12 protein-coding genes are annotated in these 18,673 nt (G+C 35.9%); 7 read left to right on the top strand and 5 right to left on the bottom strand.

The window, feature by feature from the left end:
* Positions 1–1,124 precede the first annotated feature (1,124 nt).
* On the bottom strand, positions 1,125–2,966 hold the full coding sequence (locus QNJ50_RS01320) for a sodium:solute symporter family protein (RefSeq protein ID WP_300631207.1): 1,842 nt from the start codon (positions 2,964–2,966) through the stop codon (positions 1,125–1,127).
* A gap of 2,126 nt (positions 2,967–5,092) precedes the next feature.
* Here QNJ50_RS01320 and QNJ50_RS01325 point away from each other — a divergent pair.
* From QNJ50_RS01325 to QNJ50_RS01340, 4 genes are all read left to right on the top strand, one after another.
* Positions 5,093–6,175 (top strand): glycosyltransferase family 4 protein, encoded by a 1,083-nt coding sequence (locus QNJ50_RS01325; protein WP_300631209.1) that lies wholly within the window; start codon positions 5,093–5,095, stop codon positions 6,173–6,175.
* A 633-nt stretch (positions 6,176–6,808) separates the two neighbouring features.
* Complete coding sequence (locus tag QNJ50_RS01330; RefSeq protein ID WP_300631211.1) at positions 6,809–8,122, top strand: DNA cytosine methyltransferase; 1,314 nt, start codon at positions 6,809–6,811, stop codon at positions 8,120–8,122.
* A gap of 99 nt (positions 8,123–8,221) precedes the next feature.
* A complete protein-coding gene (locus QNJ50_RS01335) occupies positions 8,222–9,580 on the top strand; it encodes a GTP-binding protein (RefSeq protein WP_300631213.1) in 1,359 nt (452 codons plus the stop codon).
* Positions 9,581–10,329: 749 nt separating this feature from the next.
* Positions 10,330–10,581 (top strand): Calvin cycle protein CP12, encoded by a 252-nt coding sequence (locus QNJ50_RS01340; RefSeq protein WP_300631214.1) that lies wholly within the window; start codon positions 10,330–10,332, stop codon positions 10,579–10,581.
* A gap of 11 nt (positions 10,582–10,592) precedes the next feature.
* Here QNJ50_RS01340 and QNJ50_RS01345 read toward each other — a convergent pair whose 3' ends face one another.
* Both QNJ50_RS01345 and apcB read right to left on the bottom strand, forming a co-directional pair.
* Complete coding sequence (locus QNJ50_RS01345) at positions 10,593–11,501, bottom strand: TlyA family RNA methyltransferase (protein ID WP_300631245.1); 909 nt, start codon at positions 11,499–11,501, stop codon at positions 10,593–10,595.
* A gap of 322 nt (positions 11,502–11,823) precedes the next feature.
* A complete protein-coding gene (gene apcB / locus QNJ50_RS01350; protein ID WP_300631215.1) occupies positions 11,824–12,333 on the bottom strand; it encodes an allophycocyanin subunit beta in 510 nt (169 codons plus the stop codon).
* Positions 12,334–12,717: 384 nt separating this feature from the next.
* Between apcB and glnA the strand changes: the two genes are divergently transcribed.
* On the top strand, positions 12,718–14,133 hold the full coding sequence (glnA, locus tag QNJ50_RS01355; protein WP_300631216.1) for a type I glutamate--ammonia ligase: 1,416 nt from the start codon (positions 12,718–12,720) through the stop codon (positions 14,131–14,133).
* A gap of 115 nt (positions 14,134–14,248) precedes the next feature.
* Here the strand turns inward: glnA and QNJ50_RS01360 are convergent, their stop codons facing one another.
* Positions 14,249–14,449, bottom strand: a complete 201-nt coding sequence (locus QNJ50_RS01360; RefSeq protein WP_300631218.1) for a hypothetical protein — start codon at positions 14,447–14,449, stop codon at positions 14,249–14,251.
* Between the two features lie 574 nt (positions 14,450–15,023).
* Between QNJ50_RS01360 and QNJ50_RS01365 the strand changes: the two genes are divergently transcribed.
* The gene (locus QNJ50_RS01365) at positions 15,024–16,079 is read left to right on the top strand and encodes a class I SAM-dependent methyltransferase (RefSeq protein WP_300631220.1); all 1,056 of its coding nucleotides are present in this window, start codon (positions 15,024–15,026) and stop codon (positions 16,077–16,079) included.
* A 439-nt stretch (positions 16,080–16,518) separates the two neighbouring features.
* Here QNJ50_RS01365 and QNJ50_RS01370 read toward each other — a convergent pair whose 3' ends face one another.
* Positions 16,519–16,716 (bottom strand): hypothetical protein, encoded by a 198-nt coding sequence (locus QNJ50_RS01370; RefSeq protein ID WP_300631222.1) that lies wholly within the window; start codon positions 16,714–16,716, stop codon positions 16,519–16,521.
* 904 nt (positions 16,717–17,620) lie between these two features.
* Here QNJ50_RS01370 and QNJ50_RS01375 point away from each other — a divergent pair.
* Positions 17,621–18,667, top strand: a complete 1,047-nt coding sequence (locus QNJ50_RS01375; RefSeq protein ID WP_300631224.1) for a zinc-dependent dehydrogenase — start codon at positions 17,621–17,623, stop codon at positions 18,665–18,667.
* The last annotated feature ends 6 nt before the right edge of the window (positions 18,668–18,673 follow it).

Genomic DNA, 18,673 nt, shown 5'->3' on the forward strand with positions numbered 1-18,673 from the left:
TCTTAGTAAATAAATAGATCTACAAAGTCAGATAGATAGAAGAAATCAGTAATTAGCACTTTATTTACTCTTACTTACCGACAAAATATTATCTGACATAATACTTGTGAAAATATTTATACATTCATAAATCAAACTTAGGCGCTTTTACTTTTTTATAAAAACTCATACTTGGTATGAAATATCAATCTGAGGAGATTATAATTTACTGAAAATATGAGATAAAACTGCAATCTTATTAATTGAATGGCACCAGTGTGTAATCCAGTCACTGGTCATAATTTTAGAAGTATAATTTAGCTTGTCAATTTTTAGATAACCTAAGTTCAAATCTAGTAAGTTTTGTGTCATAAACTACTATAGATAAGTAAAAGTTACTATATGGATAACTTAATATTTACTCTCAAAAGATAATTTAATAAGAAAACTTTAGGTACCTAGGAATTATATATCTGAGTTTTAGGAATCATTTAAAACGTTAGTTCATAAGTTTTTACTTTTATCTAGGCACAGTAAAAAGCAATAAGTTATAACTTGTATGAATAGCATTTTCAGCAAATCATGACATTATTTATTATCAATAAGTTCAGATCTTTGAGATGTACGAAAAATAAAAAGCTGTGAAACTATAAGTTTCACAGCTTTAAGTGTGGTGTGAGGAGCTTAACTATATACAATCATACTAGTAAAATTGAATTGTAACAATTGTGTTAATACAATTTTGCGGAGAAAATCAGTACGTTGAATTTTTTCTATTTTCATATAGATATAAATTAACCTGGGAAAATTACGTCATAAACAGTTAGTGTTTAATAAACTTAAATTTTGTGGATAAAGTTGCAAATTTCTTCAGAAATGCCCAGTTTTAAGATTTATTTTTAAGAATTTCTTCGTAGGCTAGTAAATGCGAAATAAAATAAAACTGCGGACTTTATCAGCTAAATCCGCAGTTTACTTAATTGTGTGAGGAGACTTGAGTTGCATATACTATATGTCTAATCTAGAATTTGCCAACTATCTGTTACTATTTTTGAAACCATCCTATTCAATTACATATTCACGAAATGTCATGTTTCAAGTGGAAATATGTTTTCAATCTCATCATTTCTCTGAATATATCCATTCTATGGATTTTTAGAAACTTTATCGCTGTTTTGGAAATGATTTTCTATTTTTACCTCTTTAGATAAATGTCTAAACCAGGTAAAGTATAAAGCTATGGATAAGACTATAAAGCCCAATATCAAAAAACCAAGGGTATCCCAACGTTTCATCATAAAAGCTATTCCCGTCATAAATAAAGTTAATTGCCAAGGTATGGCGACAAAAGTAGCTAAAATATCTCGTTGATTCTCCCGTTTGATTTTTGCTTGGATATTATTAGGAAGTTGTTCGCGTACTTCACCCCAAAACCCAAATGGTCTGGTAGTTAAATAAAAGTTGCTCATTGTCTCCCATTCAGTTGGTTCCGTTAGAACTGTGGCTAAAATACAACCAACAAACGAACAGATACTGGGAACCAAAAATAAAGCATACTCTTTGAACTGTGGATCGCTTAAGGTAGGTTCTATCATTAACTTCGTAATAATTGCAGCTAGCATGCCAGCAATTGTACCTATGGCAAAACCATAACCATTAAAACGCCACCAATACCAGCGCAATACCAATGGTACGGATAAACCTGCGCCAAGACCCAAGGTAAGCCATCCCCAAATATCATTGATACTGGTGATATTGAAACTAAATAATAATCCCAACACAACTATAAGAATAGATGCAAAACGACCTTGCCAAACTAGTTGACGTTCTGAGGCTTGGGGTCTGAGATAAGCTTGATAAATATCTTTGACCCAATAAGCTGCACTGGCGTTAATAATAGAGTCAAAGGTAGACATGGCAGCGGCAATAAAGCAAGCTATCAATAGCCCTTTGATACCAGTGGGGACATATTCACGAATTACAGTGGGTAAAATTAATTCTGGGTCGGGAATTACTTCTTTAGTTACAACCCCATAATGAATACCCAACATCGCAAAAGCTGTTACCAAGGGCCAGCGAAATGATAGTAAGAAGATCCAAAAAAGAGATAATAAACCGGCTTCTCTGTCACTTTTAGCAGCAAAATAGCGTTGGATCATATAACCACCAGCACCACCAAAGCCTTCCATAAAAACCTTCACCATGTAGAAAAAGATTACTCCACCAAATAAGTTAAAAATGGCGTAATTTCCTGGTAAATCAAGGGTCAGTGATGGAGATATACTGCTCCAATCAGAAAAATTCCAATTGTACAATTCAAAACCTGTGTCATTAGGGATAGAGACAGAAAAAGTTTCTGGAATATTTGCGGTGTGTAAAGCGATCCCACAAACATAAATAATTGCCAGAAAAATCAATATTCCCTGAAAAACATCAGTCCAGACTACTCCATAAAAACCACTGACTACCGTATATACAAGTGCCATTCCAATGAGTATTATTGATGCTATACGGTCATCTACAGTAAGGAATTGACCTAAAAACTTTCCCCCAGCTACAGAAAAGTAACTCATAGCACCAATAGAAAATATGATATTCGCTACCGCGCTGATAATTCTGGCTGTATTACCTTCTCTTCCCGTTCCGAATCGTAAGCGCATCCATTCAGCTAGAGTCATTACTTTTGCTCTACGGTTCCACTTCCCCATAAAGATCATCAAAATTGCCATGATTAGAACTACTCCACCCCGGATTTCAATAAAAAATCCCTGAGTTCCCAAAGCATAAATTAAAGCTGCAATCACCATTGTCCCTGCTAAATCAGTATTAGAAGCCATTCCTGAAGCTCCTAAAACCCACCAAGGCAAATTACGATTGCCCAAAAAGTAAGATTCTATACCAGTTGATGCTTTTTTCTCTAAAAATATGCCAAATGCAATTATGGCAAGCAAGTAAATTGCAACAATGAAGTAATCAATTTCATGCATAATACTTAATTTCTACTCACTATACACCACACACAAAAACTAGGAATAAACCATTCATTCTACTGGGAATGTTAACTATTTAATAGTGATTATTAATGCAAGTATTTTCTTGTTAAAGGTTCGCTTCCAAAAATTTAGAATAACTTGATTTGAAGCGATACATACCTAAATAAAATAGATATTAATACCATGACATAAATAAAAATACTTAACTGTAATCACCTTTTGAAATAGCTAAGTATAAACTAAGATACACCAAAAGTTATTCTTGTGCTTCTGGTGTGATGATTATCTTTGCAAGCTTTATCCCGAATTGTAAATTATTTGTGAGCTTTAGAAAACAACCAGAACTCTCAATTTCCCCAGTACCAGTTTTACTCTATTTATAGAGTTTATTTTTCTCAATTTTACCCATTCCTTAATATGCTGGGGGTAATTCCAAACGCTTAAAAACTAGAGTATAAAAAACTAATCAGTAATAAAGCAAGATAACTTGCATATATTAAAATAATTGTCTGAAAGGCAATGTAAATAGCTTAAGGTAATAATTTTTGCTTATTTTCCGGTCGGAACTTATGCAACTAACGCGGATCCGTAAGTTAGTGGATCCATCGGTAGTGTAACAGGGGCTCCCTCTCCACCGACGACCTCGTAGAGCCGCATGCTCCAGTGTTTCCATAGAATATGGGTTTGTCATTGCGATCGGAACATAGGATGGGGTTAGCGCAGCAAAGCTGTTAGCGTGATGTTAGTCATAGGTGATGATGCAATTACGTAGATTTTGCGTAAGTTTTACTTGATTTTAAGAATTAAAATATAACTTTACCCAGATGAACCTTCCAAAGCAAGAATTAATCTATTGGTACATCTATCCCAACTTCTAAATTTACTCGTATTTCAGAACGACTGTTAAATTCGATTTCTGCATAGCTCACGAATCGTCATTATTTAGAAATCATGATGGGTTATTTTTCGCCGAAACAGTTTTGCTTGGTACTAACTTACACAAAAGTGACGTAATTTTTCTGGAAACAGCTATTTTTATCTGTTTTGAAGATGTCATACCCACTGTAAGCTTCTCCTAAGCACTAAAGCAACACTTTTTCCTGTTCATAATGGCAATTTTTTTATATTAAGTCCTATCATTTGGGAACTGGGATCGCTTAACATTAATAAAACATTAAGGTTTACTGGATAGGAAATCAGATTTTATGAGTTTTGTTCATACTTTATAAATGGAATATATATTTACTAATCCAAAATTATTAAGATATTCGTGAATTCAAAGAATAACCTAAATTAACTATATAGATATTTATGATAGTTTTGTCACCAATAATTAAAGAATAATATACCTGTATTTTTAATAATTTCAAAAAAAATGCTTTCTACACTCAGCCTAATTTTTTTTATGTAAGCAATAAAAACAATATTTATCGACACTTAAAATAAAATTTATTTTTTTTGTTAGCAATAATGGATATTTATCTTATATTTTTGTTTATATAAAAATGCTTACAGCATCAATTATATTTCAACAGGTAACGTCTATGTTAAAGCTTAATTATTGAATATTTATTTAACTGCTTTATAGAATTAAAGCTATATATGATAGAGCTTTTGGGTAATTTAAAATAGTAAATACTGGTACTTTGTGCTTTTTTGCTACAAGTAATTAGTAAATAATTTAAATTAAAATAATGGGTTTAAATTTATTGCAAAATATCAATAAAATACGAATTTTAATTCTTAATTAATCCTTGTTGTTGTTAATTATCTCTCCTAAATTTACTGTATAAACAGTCAGCAAAAGCATGATAAAAAGTTAGCATAGCCTACACATATACATACTCAATGTTGACAAAAATATAATTTTAATATAAACCTAATTATAGATGTTGTATTCAAGAGCTAAAAATATAGTTAGTGATGTAAAACCTAAGCTATAGTTCTATGAAAGGCTTGAATTTGGAGGTGCGTTCAAAGGGTTAAAACTAACTAAATTAAGTAAGTTTAGTGAAAGTTTATGGTTATCTCAAACTTTAGGAAAAAAATTAAAATTTGACTTCCTAGGTTACTCAACCCCTTTTCCAATTAAGAATTTAACTTCTGAACCAAAACAACTTATGAAAATTGCTCAGATTGCCCCTTTGTGGGAAAGAGTTCCGCCTCCTACCTATGGAGGGATTGAGCTTGTAGTGGGTCGTTTGACTGATGAACTTGTGCGTCGAGGTCATGAAGTTACCTTATTTGCTTCAGGTGATTCGCAAACATTGGCATCTCTAGAAGCTGTTTATCCTCGTGCATTACGCTTGGATTCAAAAATTCAAGAACGACCTTTGTACGAAGTATTAGCGCCTAGCCAAGCTTACCAGCGAGCTGCCGAATTCGACATCATTCATTCCCATGTGGGAGTTTGGGCATTACCTTTAGCCGAGGTAGTCTCAACACCAACAGTACATACTCTACATGGTAGGTTTAGCCGGGATAGTGGTGAAATATTTGGCTATCACTCAACGCAACCTTACATCAGTATTAGTGATGCACAACGTCAAATAGATCTTAATTACGTTAAGACTGTTTATAACGGCATCGATATTGGTAACTATTCTTACTACCCTAAACCTCAAGAGCCACCTTACTTAGCATTCTTAGGACGTTTTTCCCCAGAAAAAGGACCACAACATGCAATTGCAATTGCCAAGAAAACAGGTTGGCGGTTGAAAATGGCAGGAAAAGTTGATGTAGTGGACGTCAAGTTCTTCGAGCGAGAGATTGCACCTCTGATTGATAACAAGCAAATTGAGTTTCTAGGTGAAGTGAATCATACTGAGAAAGCAGATTTGCTTGGTAATGCATCCGCTACTCTTTTTCCTATTACTTGGGATGAGCCCTTTGGCTTGGTAATGATTGAATCAATGGCTACTGGTACACCAGTAATTGGTATAAAAATGGGTTCAGTGCCTGAAGTTATAGCTCATGGAAAGTCAGGCTTTGTTTGTCAAACCTATGATGAGATGGCAGAAATGATCCCAGCAGCTTTAGAATTGGATCGTAAAACATGCCGAGAATATGTGAAAAACAATTTTACCGTTACCCAAATGGTAGATGGGTACGAAGCGACTTATGAAAAAGTGTTACAAGGTTCTGTAAAAAATTATTCTTCCCATCCTACTCGACTCTTCCCGTTACCTAAGATAGTGTCATGAGTGAGTAGTAGTTTTAAGGCAAAAAATACGCTAAGCTACTGAGAACATATTTTACCAGAAAATACCTGCTTGCTTCCTGCAGATGTAACTTAACTAGTAGGAAAAAGTATGAATGTTTAGTTTATAACTTCGGTAAGCAATATCCGCAAAATATGTATTCACGCTTTGTTAATCAAATTTTTTGATACTTTGAAGAGATGTTTGCAGAATGTAATATCTCCCTCGAAATACATCTACGAATTTTATTTGCGAACCCTAACTTCAAGTTTTTTGCTTTTCTAGAACATATATCAATGTAGCTTTTGTCTGGGAAAGGAATACCTTTCCCACTTTTTTATGTCAGGACTTTATAGATAGGTGTAATATCATGTCCGGTAAAACACTTGCGATAAGGTTGGTAGTAGCGCTTGAGCGCCAATATCTTTACTATGACGCTAAAGCGCTACTACAAACATATTTTTTCATAAGTAATTAAGCGGACATAATATAACTCATCAAACGTTCAATAACCTTCAGAAATCCTCCAGAAATGCGTACTACGTAAGTGTTGTTTTTGTTAAAAAAACAAATTTATAAGACTAACCAAGCAAGAATCACGTGTATTCTAGGCAGTGGGATAGTTTGAAACATAAGATGAAGATTCAAGAAAGACCCATAGCAGTGGATCTATTTGCTGGTGCGGGTGGTATGAGCCTTGGTTTTGAGCAAGCAGGTTTTGACGTACTTGCAGCGGTGGAGTTAGACCCAATTCATTGTGCAGTTCATGAATTTAACTTTCCCTTATGGCCTATATTATGTCATGGTGTCGAAGATATAACTGGCAAGGATATCAGAAATAAATCTCAAATTGGCGAACAAGAAGTAGATGTGGTATTTGGTGGCTCTCCTTGTCAAGGATTTTCTACCATCGGTAAACGTGCTTTAGACGATCCCCGCAATAAATTAGTATTTCACTATTTGCGGTTAGTTTTAGAATTGAAACCAAAGTATTTTGTATTTGAAAATGTCCCTGGTTTAACCATTGGCGAGCACAAAAAATTTTTATCGGAAATTATAGAAGTATTTAATACCAAAGGTTATCAAGTAGAAAGTAAATATCGCGTACTTAATGCAGCCAACTATGGCGTACCTCAAAGTAGAGCCAGGTTATTTTTGTTAGGATCTCGCCAAGATTTATCTTTACCTAAATATCCCCAAGCAATTACTAAGCCCGCCAATGCTAGCAAATCAAAATATATTGTAGATTTACCCCATTTAATCCCAACTCCTACGGTGTGGGACGCAATCGGTGATCTACCAGAAGTTGAAGAATATCCAGAGTTATTAGATCAAGATTGGACAAAAATTGGTGGAGAAAACTCTGGTTACGGTAAACCTAGTAATTACAGCAGTAAGTTACGGGGTTTTTTGTTTGGGAAAGAAGACTACTCTTATGGGCGTGTATTTGATGCACAAATTTTGACCTCAAGTATTCGCACCCAACACTCTAAATTATCAATTCAAAGATTTCAAGAGACTTTACCGGGGAAAACAGAACCCATTAGTCATTTTCGTAAACTTGATAAAAATGGTATTTCCAATACTCTAAGAGCTGGAACCGCCAGAAATAGGGGTGCTTTTACCTCTCCTCGTCCGATTCATCCTGTTACTGGACGATGTATTACCGTTCGAGAAGCTGCAAGATTACATTCTTATCCGGACTGGTTTCGTTTTCATGTAACAAAATGGCACGGTTTCCGTCAGGTAGGAAATTCTGTCCCCCCCCTACTTGCAAAAGCCGTTGCTGCGGAAATCATGTGTGCGTTAAAAATTACTCCTTCAAAGCCAGAGTTACAAATGGAATTGGGACAAGAACATCTACTACGGCTAAACATGTCTCAAGCGGCTGAATATTATGGTGTTTCTGCAAATGTCATTGAGCAGAGAAAGAGAAAAATCAAAAATTAGCCCAGTCAGAAATATTTTGCAATACCTTGATTATCTTCTTCCCCAATATAAAATTTAAAATTAATACAGATACACTTAGGACTAAAACTCTTTCCCCTCGTGTCTAGAAATCAGCAAAAAACTCATTTAAACCGCGCTCGTGCTAGTCTCAGACAAGCAATATCTTGGTATGGAAATTTTCGCAAGCCCAGACATTTATCATCAAACCCGCAGTTAGCAGGTTTGGTTAAACCAGAACTGGAGTCTTTAACTTCTACTCTCAACAAATTAGATAATAACGTAATTTGCATTGCCGCTTTTGGGTTGGTCAGTCGTGGTAAGTCTGCAGTCATAAATGCTTTGTTTGGACAAAAAGTTCTCCAAACAGGTCCTCTTCATGGTGTTACTCAGTATCCTCGCTCCATTCGTTGGCAACCAGGGGGAAAAGTCCAAGTAGAATTAATTGATACTCCTGGCTTAGATGAAATTGCTGGAGAAGCACGGGCTCAAATGGCGCGAGATATCGCTTATCAAGCTGATTTAATTTTATTTGTCGTTTCCGGGGATATTACCAGAACGGAATATAAAGCACTATCTGAATTACGACAAGCGCAAAAGCCATTAATCTTAGTTTTCAACAAAATTGATTTATATCCAGATACAGATAAAGCAGATATCTATAATAATTTGCAACAATTAGGTGCAGTCACTTTACAGGAAAAACCTTTGCAACCGGATGAAATTGTTATGGTAGCAGCGGAACCAACGCCTTTAGAAGTAAGGGTTGAATATCCCGATGGTACTGTAAATTATGAATGGGAAACTCCGCCTCCTCAAATCGAACAATTAAAGGAAACCATTCTCAAAATTCTTAACCGGGAAGGGCGATCGCTACTGGCGCTTAATGCATTAGTACAAGCAAAAACTGCTGAAGAATCAATTGCTTCTAAAAGTGTTGACCAGCGCGAAGCCCAAGCAGAAGATTTAATTTGGCGATTTGCTAGATACAAAGCTTTAGCTGTTGGCTTAAACCCGATCGCATTTTTAGATGTTGTGGGTGGAACTCTTACTGATCTAGCTCTAATTCGCGCTCTTGCAAAATTATACGGTTTACCAATGACCGGTTACCAAGCAGGAAAAATCCTGAAGACCATTTTATTTAGTTCTGGTGGTTTATTGTTAAGCGAGTTAGCCAGCAGCTTTATGTTGGGTTTGGGAAAAAGTGCAACTGCGATCGCATCAGGAGACAATCCTATACACATTACAGCATTTGCAGGAACTGCAATAACTCAAGGTGGAATCGCAGGTTATGGAGCTTATGTGGTTGGGAAAGCCGCTCAATTATATTTACAAAAGGGTTGTAGTTGGGGTGAATTAGGTGTGAGCACAGTAATTACAGAAATTCTTTCTGAAGTGGATTCAAATACGATTCTGTATCGCTTGCAACAAGAATTAAGTAACAAAAAAAGCAATATTTAATATTTGTATTATTTATCGCTTCTCAATTTGAATTTATCCGGGTTATGGAAACTCGTAAACAAAAATATTTTACTAAAGTTTTGATTTGGAATATATATAGGAAACATCAGTTTATATTAGTTAAACATAAAAAAATATGTGCCTAGTATTTCAAGCAAATCTACCGAGGTACAACTCTAAGTATAATTTTAAGTATTTATATAAACTTCCCCTCAGATATTTTATTTAAATAAAATATGCACGAACATGAATTTTAATAGACATAATTCCTTACTCATTGGGATAGTTGTAAACAATAGGCAGCAAGCCTTATATCGGATTATTTTTCAAAATCGAAATATTCTAAATTTATTCACGATTAATAAAAACAACAATCAATCTTAGTATATTTGAAAACTTTGACTCAAAAAATACTTTTGCTTAACGATAAAAAGCAAGTATTGGAATTGACATTTTGAATAATTATTAAATAAATAAAATGCCCAGATATAATTCAGAGTTAAATTTGTTGAACTTATAATTCACTTTAGATTTACTATTGATTTACCGCTGATTTTTTTCAAAAATCATCAGAAATAAGTACTATTACTTATTGCCATTTATTTAAAAAATTGAAAGTAAAAATCTTTTTCAAAGACACAAAGTTTCTTCAACAAAATGTTTGCATTTAACACTCTATTCTTGTTATCTTGAAATGCGGAACGTTCCAAATTTTAATTACATTCTTTAGCGATTGAGGAGCTTAGGTAATGGCAAATAATATGGAAACGGTTACAAACCCAATGCTCACAGAAGAAATTCAGAAAGCGATTGTTGAAGCTCGTTCCACCTGTCAAGACAAAGGAGATGGTTCGAGTGAATGTGCTGTAGCTTGGGATATTGTTGAAGAATTGCAAGCAGAAAAATCTCACCAGAAACAAGCTGCTCAACGCAAAAATTCTCTAGAAGTGTACTGTGAAAATCACCCCGAAGCTATTGAATGCCTAGTTTACGACGTCTAGCTTTTGTCAGTTTAATTTTTCTTTAGTTCAGCAAAAGCAGATTTTGTCACCTTCTTAATTGCATCCAGATCTGGTGCAGGCTTTTTGTTATTAACGTTCAACCACAGCAGGTACTCGATATTACCTTTGGGACCTGTAATTGGCGACCAAGTTAAACCAGCATAATTCCATCCTTGTTTTCGTGCAGCTTCTAGGACTTGGAAAATAGCATCTGCTTGGTCGTCAAGATCGCGCACAACACCTTTTTTCCCAACTCGATTTCTTCCCACCTCAAATTGTGGCTTAACTAGCAATACTGCTTCCCGAGGTGGTTGAGTTAGCAACCAAATTGCAGGTAAAACCTTGGTCAATGAAATAAAAGATACATCAACTACAGCTAAGTCAGCATAACCCTCCTTTATTTCGAGGAGGGTTCCACTTTGATCTGAATTTTTACTATCTGAATTTTTACTATCTGAATTTTTGTGCTCTAAATTTGTAAGTTCTAAATCCTGATATAAATTCTCTACTGTAAGGTGGCGCAAATTTGTACGTTCGCGTAATACAACCCGCGAATCATTTCGCAAACCCCAGTCTACCTGCCCATAACCTACATCTATCCCGTAAACGCGTTTTGCACCAGCTTTGAGCAAGCAATCTGTAAAGCCCCCAGTGGAAATCCCACCATCCAAGCAAACACGTCCAGAAACTTGAATTTGGAATTCATCTAAAGCTTTAGCCAATTTTTCTCCACCACGGGAAACATAGCGTGATCGCTCTTTCAGCTTAATTACTGCTGCAACATCAACTTCCGTTCCCGCTTTATCAATTAGTAGGTTATTAACAAACACCTCTCCTGCTTGAATTAACCGTTGTGCGGTAGCGCGAGAGGAACATAAATTTTTTTGTACTAATAAAATATCCAGTCTTTGCTTAGTCAAATTTTTTTGGGGATTAAAGATTGAGGATTGGGGATTGGGGATTGCACTGCGTCCCGCCTTGCGGCATAGAGTCTGCGGCGTCGGCAGATCCGCAGGTGACGGCTCCGGATCCGTAGGTAGCGCAGCTATAGGTAGCGTAGCTATAGTCATAGCCTCTGGGGATTGGGGAGATGATAAATTAATAAATTAGCAATGACCAATGACCATATGACGCTTACGCGTCACGCCTTGCTAACATCGCGCCAGCGATGTGGGCATATACCCATTAGCAATTACCCATTAGCAATTACCAAACACCAAATCACCAATCCCCCATTACTTATTAAATATCTTTTTCGCTCAATTCTCGTGTCATATAATCAAATGGCTCATCAACAAAGCTAGTATCGCTAATACCGGCTTCTGCAACTTGCCCTTTGGCAATATCTTTCATAATCTGGATTCCACGAACTGTAGATCCAATGGGAACTCCCAAGGAATTATAAGTTTCCCGCAATCCTTGAAGCACCCGCTCATCTAAAACGTCCATGCTTCCTGCTACTAATGCGTAGGTCGCATAGCGTAAATAATAATCCATATCTCGTAAACAAGCTGCATAACGACGGGTAGTATAAGCATTACCGCCAGGACGAATTAATTCTGGTAGTTCGTCAAACAGAGCTAAACCAGCTTGTTTAACAATAGCCGCAGCATTAGAATTTATCATTGCAGCAGCCTTTACCCTTGATGTACCGCTCTCAAAATAAGACTTGAGGCTATCTATAGCATTTCTGTCAAAATAACGCCCTGCAATATCATAATTCTGAATCAAATTTGTCACTGCATCGCGCATCGCTTTTCTCCCAATGGTTCCTATCTATAAGTTTGATATTTATTTAATTGGCTGCTATTATATGCCACGATTTGTACCAGCAAACTAAGTAAGACTCTGGCACATTAATCTGTGACCTATGTGACCTACTTTTAGGATTCTATGTCAAAGTTGCCCCGAACACATAAACTGTGGAGTTTTGTGTAGTAACTTCTTCAGTTAGTTCTATAAAAGGTTAATCTAACCTTTAAATAAAGAGTTCTGTAACAAAAATGACAAAATACTGAATTCGGTCTTCATAAGATATTCCAGGTGTGTCATCATCTCGGTTTTAAGATCGCAGGGTCAGCAATGCTTTAAAATTTATCGGTTGATTATTGTAAATAGGCAGATTAAGGAGTGACCATGACAACCCCACAAGAAGTCTTGGATATGATTCGAGACCAAAACATTCAGATGATCGATCTGAAGTTCATCGATATGCCGGGTATTTGGCAACATCTTACGGTTTATCAAGACCAAATCGATGAAAGTTCTTTTACCGAAGGGGTTCCTTTCGATGGTTCAAGTATTCGGGGTTGGAAAGCTATCAACGAATCTGACATGGCAATGGTACTCGATCCTGATACTGCCTGGATCGATCCCTTCATGAAAGAGCCAACTCTAAGTATAATTTGTAGTATTAAGGAACCTCGTACCGGGGAATGGTACAACCGTTGTCCACGAGTAATTGCTCAAAAAGCATTAGATTATTTAGTTTCTACAGGAATTGGCGACACTGCTTTTTTTGGTCCGGAAGCTGAGTTTTTCATATTCGATGATGTCCGCTTCGACCAAAATGAACATTCAGGTTACTATCATGTAGATTCTGTAGAAGGTCGTTGGAATTCTGGTAAAGATGAAGGTCCTAACTTAGCTTATAAACCCGGTTACAAGCAAGGTTACTTCCCCGTTCCTCCAACCGACACCTCACAAGATATTCGCTCGGAAATGTTGTTGACAATGGCGAAGTGTGGGGTACCTATTGAAAAACACCACCATGAAGTTGCAACAGGTGGTCAGTGCGAACTAGGATTCCGTTTCGGTAAGATTATTGAAGCTGCTGACTGGTTGATGACTTACAAATATGTCATCAAAAACGTTGGTCGCAAATACGGCAAAACTGTTACCTTCATGCCGAAACCAGTATTCCAAGATAATGGTTCTGGCATGCACACTCACCAATCCATTTGGAAAGATGGTAAGCCCTTATTCGCTGGCAATCAATATGCTGGCATGAGCGAAATGGGTTTACATTACATCGGTGGTATTCTCAAGCATGCCCCAGCATTGTTAGCATTTACTAACCCCAGTACTAATTCTTACAAGCGATTAGTCCCAGGTTACGAAGCACCTGTTAACTTGGCTTACTCTCAAGGTAATCGTTCTGCTTCCGTGCGTATCCCCTTGAGTGGTGATAATCCTAAAGCTAAGCGCTTGGAGTTCCGTTGTCCCGATGCAACTTGTAACCCCTACTTAGCATTTGCTGCAATGTTATGCGCTGGCTTAGATGGTATCAAGAATAAGATACATCCTGGTGAGCCCCTAGACAAAAATATTTACGATCTTTCTCCAGAGGAGCTAGCAAAAGTTCCTTCAACACCGGGTTCTTTAGAACTAGCTTTAGAAGCATTGGAAAAAGATCATAACTTCTTGACAGAATCGGGCGTATTTACTGAAGACTTCATTGAAAATTGGATTTCTTACAAGCTAGATAATGAGGTTAATCCTTTACGTCTTCGTCCCCATCCCTATGAGTTCTCCCTCTATTACGACGTTTAATTTGCAAGGGTTGACAAAAGATTATTCTTAAGTTCTTTATTACCCTGCGATAAAGTAACACCTAATTATATAAATAAGCCACCTACTAGGGGTGGCTTTCTTTTGTGCTAGTTCATTAGCTCATTGATGCGTGGGAGCGATCGCAACTTATCCTGACGCTAGGGCTGATTTTTCCTTGAATTGGTTGCCAATAATCAGCAATTTCTTTTGGTAAACCAATTTCTTCTACCACACGTTCTAGCATGGATTGTTGGCGGTTCTTAATTTGATGATAGTGCTGCATCATTAAAGCGCGTGCTTTGTCTTGAGTAGTCATCTCACAACTCTCCTGAATCTGTAACTTTTAATCACCAATCGGGCACACAAGTTTAACGATGGGATAAAAGCTGCTGGCGTAATACCCAATACTACCCACACTACACTCTACTAAGCGGCTAGGTTTTACAATTTTCTTTCTATCAACCTCGTAAAGGTTTATTTTAGGGCTTACCCAAGTTTTCATTATCGATCAAGCTATTACGGGTATGAAGAAGATAGATATATTTCCTCAATAGGGTTGCCACTTTCTTATTAATCAGTTATCACTCGCTTTTATTTACCCCACCATTAATATATCTAAAAAACTGTAACCAACAGCACAAAATACTAACTTTTTAATAAAAACTAATATATTTCCAGAGTAATACTGAGAAAAAGCGATCGCTCTTAGCTCATGCCATAGGTATTTTTATCAATTTAATAGCCTGAAAAGCTCTGAGAATAATTCTTTTCGGTTGTATTCTTGGATAAAGTATTAAGGCTGAAAATAAGCAAATAATGAAAAAGCTTATGATTTCTTAGTGAAAATTATTTAAAATTTAATAAATAAAAGTTAACAACCTGGATTTCCGATGTCCGATACGATAACGAAATTTACATACCAAAGTTTTCAACAGGGTAAGAATTTATTTGCTTTGGCGCACAAAACTCTCAGTACGCGCTTAATGGATATTGTTTCTCCCTCAGAGAAAAAAGCTAAACCCATACCAAATGAAGTTTTACTTGAATTACAAGAAAGACTAAATCATCTGTTAGAGGTTGATTGGGAAGACGCGGAACAGGGAATATATTCCAAAGAAATATTATTTGATAATTCTTGGGAAGATTTTTTTCGTTATTATCCTGCAATCTTGATAGATATGCCCCAAATGTGGGAGCGTGTTAAAAACAAAAAATATCAAGAGTTTGCTCCAGAAATTGAGATACAGGGATATCCCAGTTATTATGTGCAAAATTTTCATCATCAGACAGATGGTTACTTAAGTGATTCATCAGCAAATTTATATGATTTGCAAGTAGAAATTTTGTTTGGTGGTTCTGCGGATCCAATGAGGAGACGTATTCTCGCACCCCTCAAGAAATCCTTGGAAGTTTTCAGCTATGTATTACCGAAACAAATTAAGGTGCTAGATGTTGCTTGTGGAACAGGTAGAACTCTCAAATCCATTCGCAGTGCATTACCTGAAGTATCCTTATTTGGTGTGGATTTATCTCCTGCTTATCTACGCAAAGCTAATGAGGTTTTATCTCAAATTCCTGGAGAACTACCGCAATTACTACAAGCTAATGCAGAAGAATTACCCTATTTGGATAACTATTTCCATGCAGTTACTTCCGTATTTCTGTTTCATGAATTACCAGCACCAGTTCGACAGTCAGTGATTGAAGAATCTTTTCGTGTGACAAAGCCAGGAGGAACTTTTATTATCTGCGACTCAATTCAAATGAGTGATTCACCTCAAATGCAAGTAATAATGGAGAACTTTTCAGAAACCTTTCACGAACCTTATTACAGAAACTATATGACTGATGATTTAATAAAACGTCTGCATAAAGCTGGTTTTGAAAGTGTTGACACCCAAATTCATTTCATGAGTAAGTATTTGATTGCTCGCAAACCGGTTTGATTTTGATGTAAATCAATATTTTTCAAATATTTTTCAAATAGTTAAAGACGCGACAGAGCCTGTGGCTTCGGCTGAACCTCTGTCACGTCTTTATGTGTACAAATAAAAATATTGCTGCAAATAGGTTATTGCTGCAATATTTCATCAAAGTAGATTGATATTTTCAATTCTTAATTACTGATTACAGTATTACCAAATAAGTCTCAATAGTCTTCTATCAAAGTTTCTAAAACTCGTATATATAATCAACAATAAACAAATCATAACTAAATCATTTATATTTAGATAGATTGAGTTGTTATATACAATTAATTGAGGTTAGAAAAGTGACTTCAACCGCCATGAGACTCAATTCATATTAAGTTAAAAATTTAACTACAAGTATTGTAATCAGATTGAATTATTTTCTTCAGACGCTTAAATATAAATCAATGAAATACTACATAAACCGTCTACGTCCACTACCTCTATAAGGTGTACCTTTGCTAGGTGTTGTTGAATCTCCGTCGGCGATTATTTCTTGGTTCTCAATGGGTATAAATGACTGTTCAATTGACTGTACGGAAGTGAAAACAGCATTAAAAGTTAGAGAACTTAACATGAAAATTGTAACAGAAATAGAAATGGCAGTACGCATAATAAATTTTTACTTTAAGACTCTCAAATCACTGATACTGAGTTTTATTTAGTGCATCCGGATATTTTGTCGTGAGTATTTTTTCTAATTTTTGTTTTTTGGCCTACCAAGTATTTAAATGTATTAGATTCATGCCTGAGCAGTAATTTAATACACTAGGGAAAGAGATGCAATGCATTTAAATACAAATGATTAATCCTTAGAAAAGCTTTAAATACTTCCGATAAAATTAAATATATATATTTCTCTGGTAATCCACTTAATTATCTATCTCGAACAAAATTTGAGATATATATTTTTAATCTGCATTTTTACGTAATTAAACAATTAAAATCCCTCAAATTTTATTTACTTTAAGTATTTGTACTATTTATTTATAGGAGTAATATTTGATTTATTCTTCAGATAAATTGAAAAAAGTTCAAGTCAAGAAGATCACATATTGACTTTTTTACGTAAAATCAACTAGTCAGTTTAAGAAAAATAGACAGCAAAAGTGATCCTTAAAAAAATCTATATTTATAAATAATAGTTATGCTGATCGCATACAAATTTCATGTCAAAACGTATAATTATCATTCATAAGTATTAATACTGAATTAAAAAATTAATACTGAATTGAATAGGACTTACGCAACTGGCATATTTTTTGGCTTAGGGTGCGTGAGATGCGAAAATATTTGAACGTAGCAATAAGACTTATAACGTCACGCACCAACCACCGATTGTGACAATTGCGTAAGCCCTGTTGGAGAAGAATTGAGAAGTCAGGATAAATCAAAGTAGGTCTTAAAATCGTTGCTCGTCCATCAGTAAAACAAAATTTCATTTAATTGCGTTCGCTAAATTTTCAAATGGCACAAGAGATGGTAGATCTATAAGCGTTGATCGCAGATGATAATAGGTGAAAGCACAAGTATTTAGAGGTGTAAACCAACTGTCTTACGAAGATGTTCCTGTACCCTCCCTTTCTCCAGATGAGGTACTGGTAAAAATGCAAGTTGTTGGCTTATGTCAGTCAGATATCAAAAAGATTCGTTATCCTCTTTATCAACCGCCACGTATATTTGGCCATGAAACGGCGGGTACAATTACTGCAGTAGGTCAATCAGTGAAGAATTGGCAAGTAGGACAAAGAGTTGCAGTAATGCACCATATTCCTTGCATGCGCTGCACTTATTGCCTCAATGATAATTTTTCTATGTGTGACACCTACAAAAATATTTGTACTACTGCAGGTTTTGTACCTAGTGGTGGTGGCTTTGCTGAATATGTTAAAGTTCCCAGTCACATAGTCAGAAATGGCGGTTTAATTCCTATTCCTGATCGTGTCAGCTTTGAAGTTGCTAGTTTTGTCGAACCCACCAATTGCTGTCTGAAAGCTGTGAAAAAAGCCGGAATTGTTCCCGGTCAAACAGTTTTGATTACTGGTGCGGGTCCAATTGGCTTGATGTTCGTAATGTTAGTCAAGTATTTTGGCGCAAAAGCAATTGCTACTGATTTATTACCATCAAGAATTGAAAAAGCTGTAACTTTGGGAGCGGAGGCTGCATTTGATGCTCGCGATCCCGATTTAGTAACCAAAATTAATGATTTAACTAATGGTTTGGGTGTAGATGTAACTTTACTTGCTGTTCCGAGCGATAAAGCTTTTTTTCAGGCTTTGGATTGTACCCGGAAGGGTGGAAAAATATTATTTTTTGCTGAATTTCCCGATCAAATCGAAATTCCTATCAATCCAAATGTTCTTTACCGACGCGAAATTGATTTGATGGGTAGTTATAGTTCCTCATACCGCTTACAAGATTTAGCTGCAGATATTGTTTTTAATGGACGAATTGATGTGGAAGCATTGATTAGCGATCGCTATCATCTAAAAGATTTATCTGCTGCACTGGAACAAGCTATTTCCCCGACATCAGATACCTACAAAATTTTAATTCATCCTTAGAGGGGT

It is taken from the genome of Mastigocoleus sp. MO_188.B34, from assembly GCF_030065675.1.
Lineage (GTDB): Bacteria > Cyanobacteriota > Cyanobacteriia > Cyanobacteriales > Nostocaceae > Mastigocoleus.

Coding starts and splice junctions, on each gene's coding strand:
- QNJ50_RS01320 (WP_300631207.1), bottom strand. CDS start 2,966: ATGCATGAAATTGATTACTTCATTGTTGCAATTTACTTGCTTGCCATA.
- QNJ50_RS01325 (WP_300631209.1), top strand. CDS start 5,093: ATGAAAATTGCTCAGATTGCCCCTTTGTGGGAAAGAGTTCCGCCTCCT.
- QNJ50_RS01330 (WP_300631211.1), top strand. CDS start 6,809: ATGAAGATTCAAGAAAGACCCATAGCAGTGGATCTATTTGCTGGTGCG.
- QNJ50_RS01340 (WP_300631214.1), top strand. CDS start 10,330: ATGGCAAATAATATGGAAACGGTTACAAACCCAATGCTCACAGAAGAA.
- apcB (WP_300631215.1), bottom strand. CDS start 12,333: ATGCGCGATGCAGTGACAAATTTGATTCAGAATTATGATATTGCAGGG.
- glnA (WP_300631216.1), top strand. CDS start 12,718: ATGACAACCCCACAAGAAGTCTTGGATATGATTCGAGACCAAAACATT.
- QNJ50_RS01360 (WP_300631218.1), bottom strand. CDS start 14,449: ATGACTACTCAAGACAAAGCACGCGCTTTAATGATGCAGCACTATCAT.
- QNJ50_RS01365 (WP_300631220.1), top strand. CDS start 15,024: ATGTCCGATACGATAACGAAATTTACATACCAAAGTTTTCAACAGGGT.
- QNJ50_RS01370 (WP_300631222.1), bottom strand. CDS start 16,716: ATGCGTACTGCCATTTCTATTTCTGTTACAATTTTCATGTTAAGTTCT.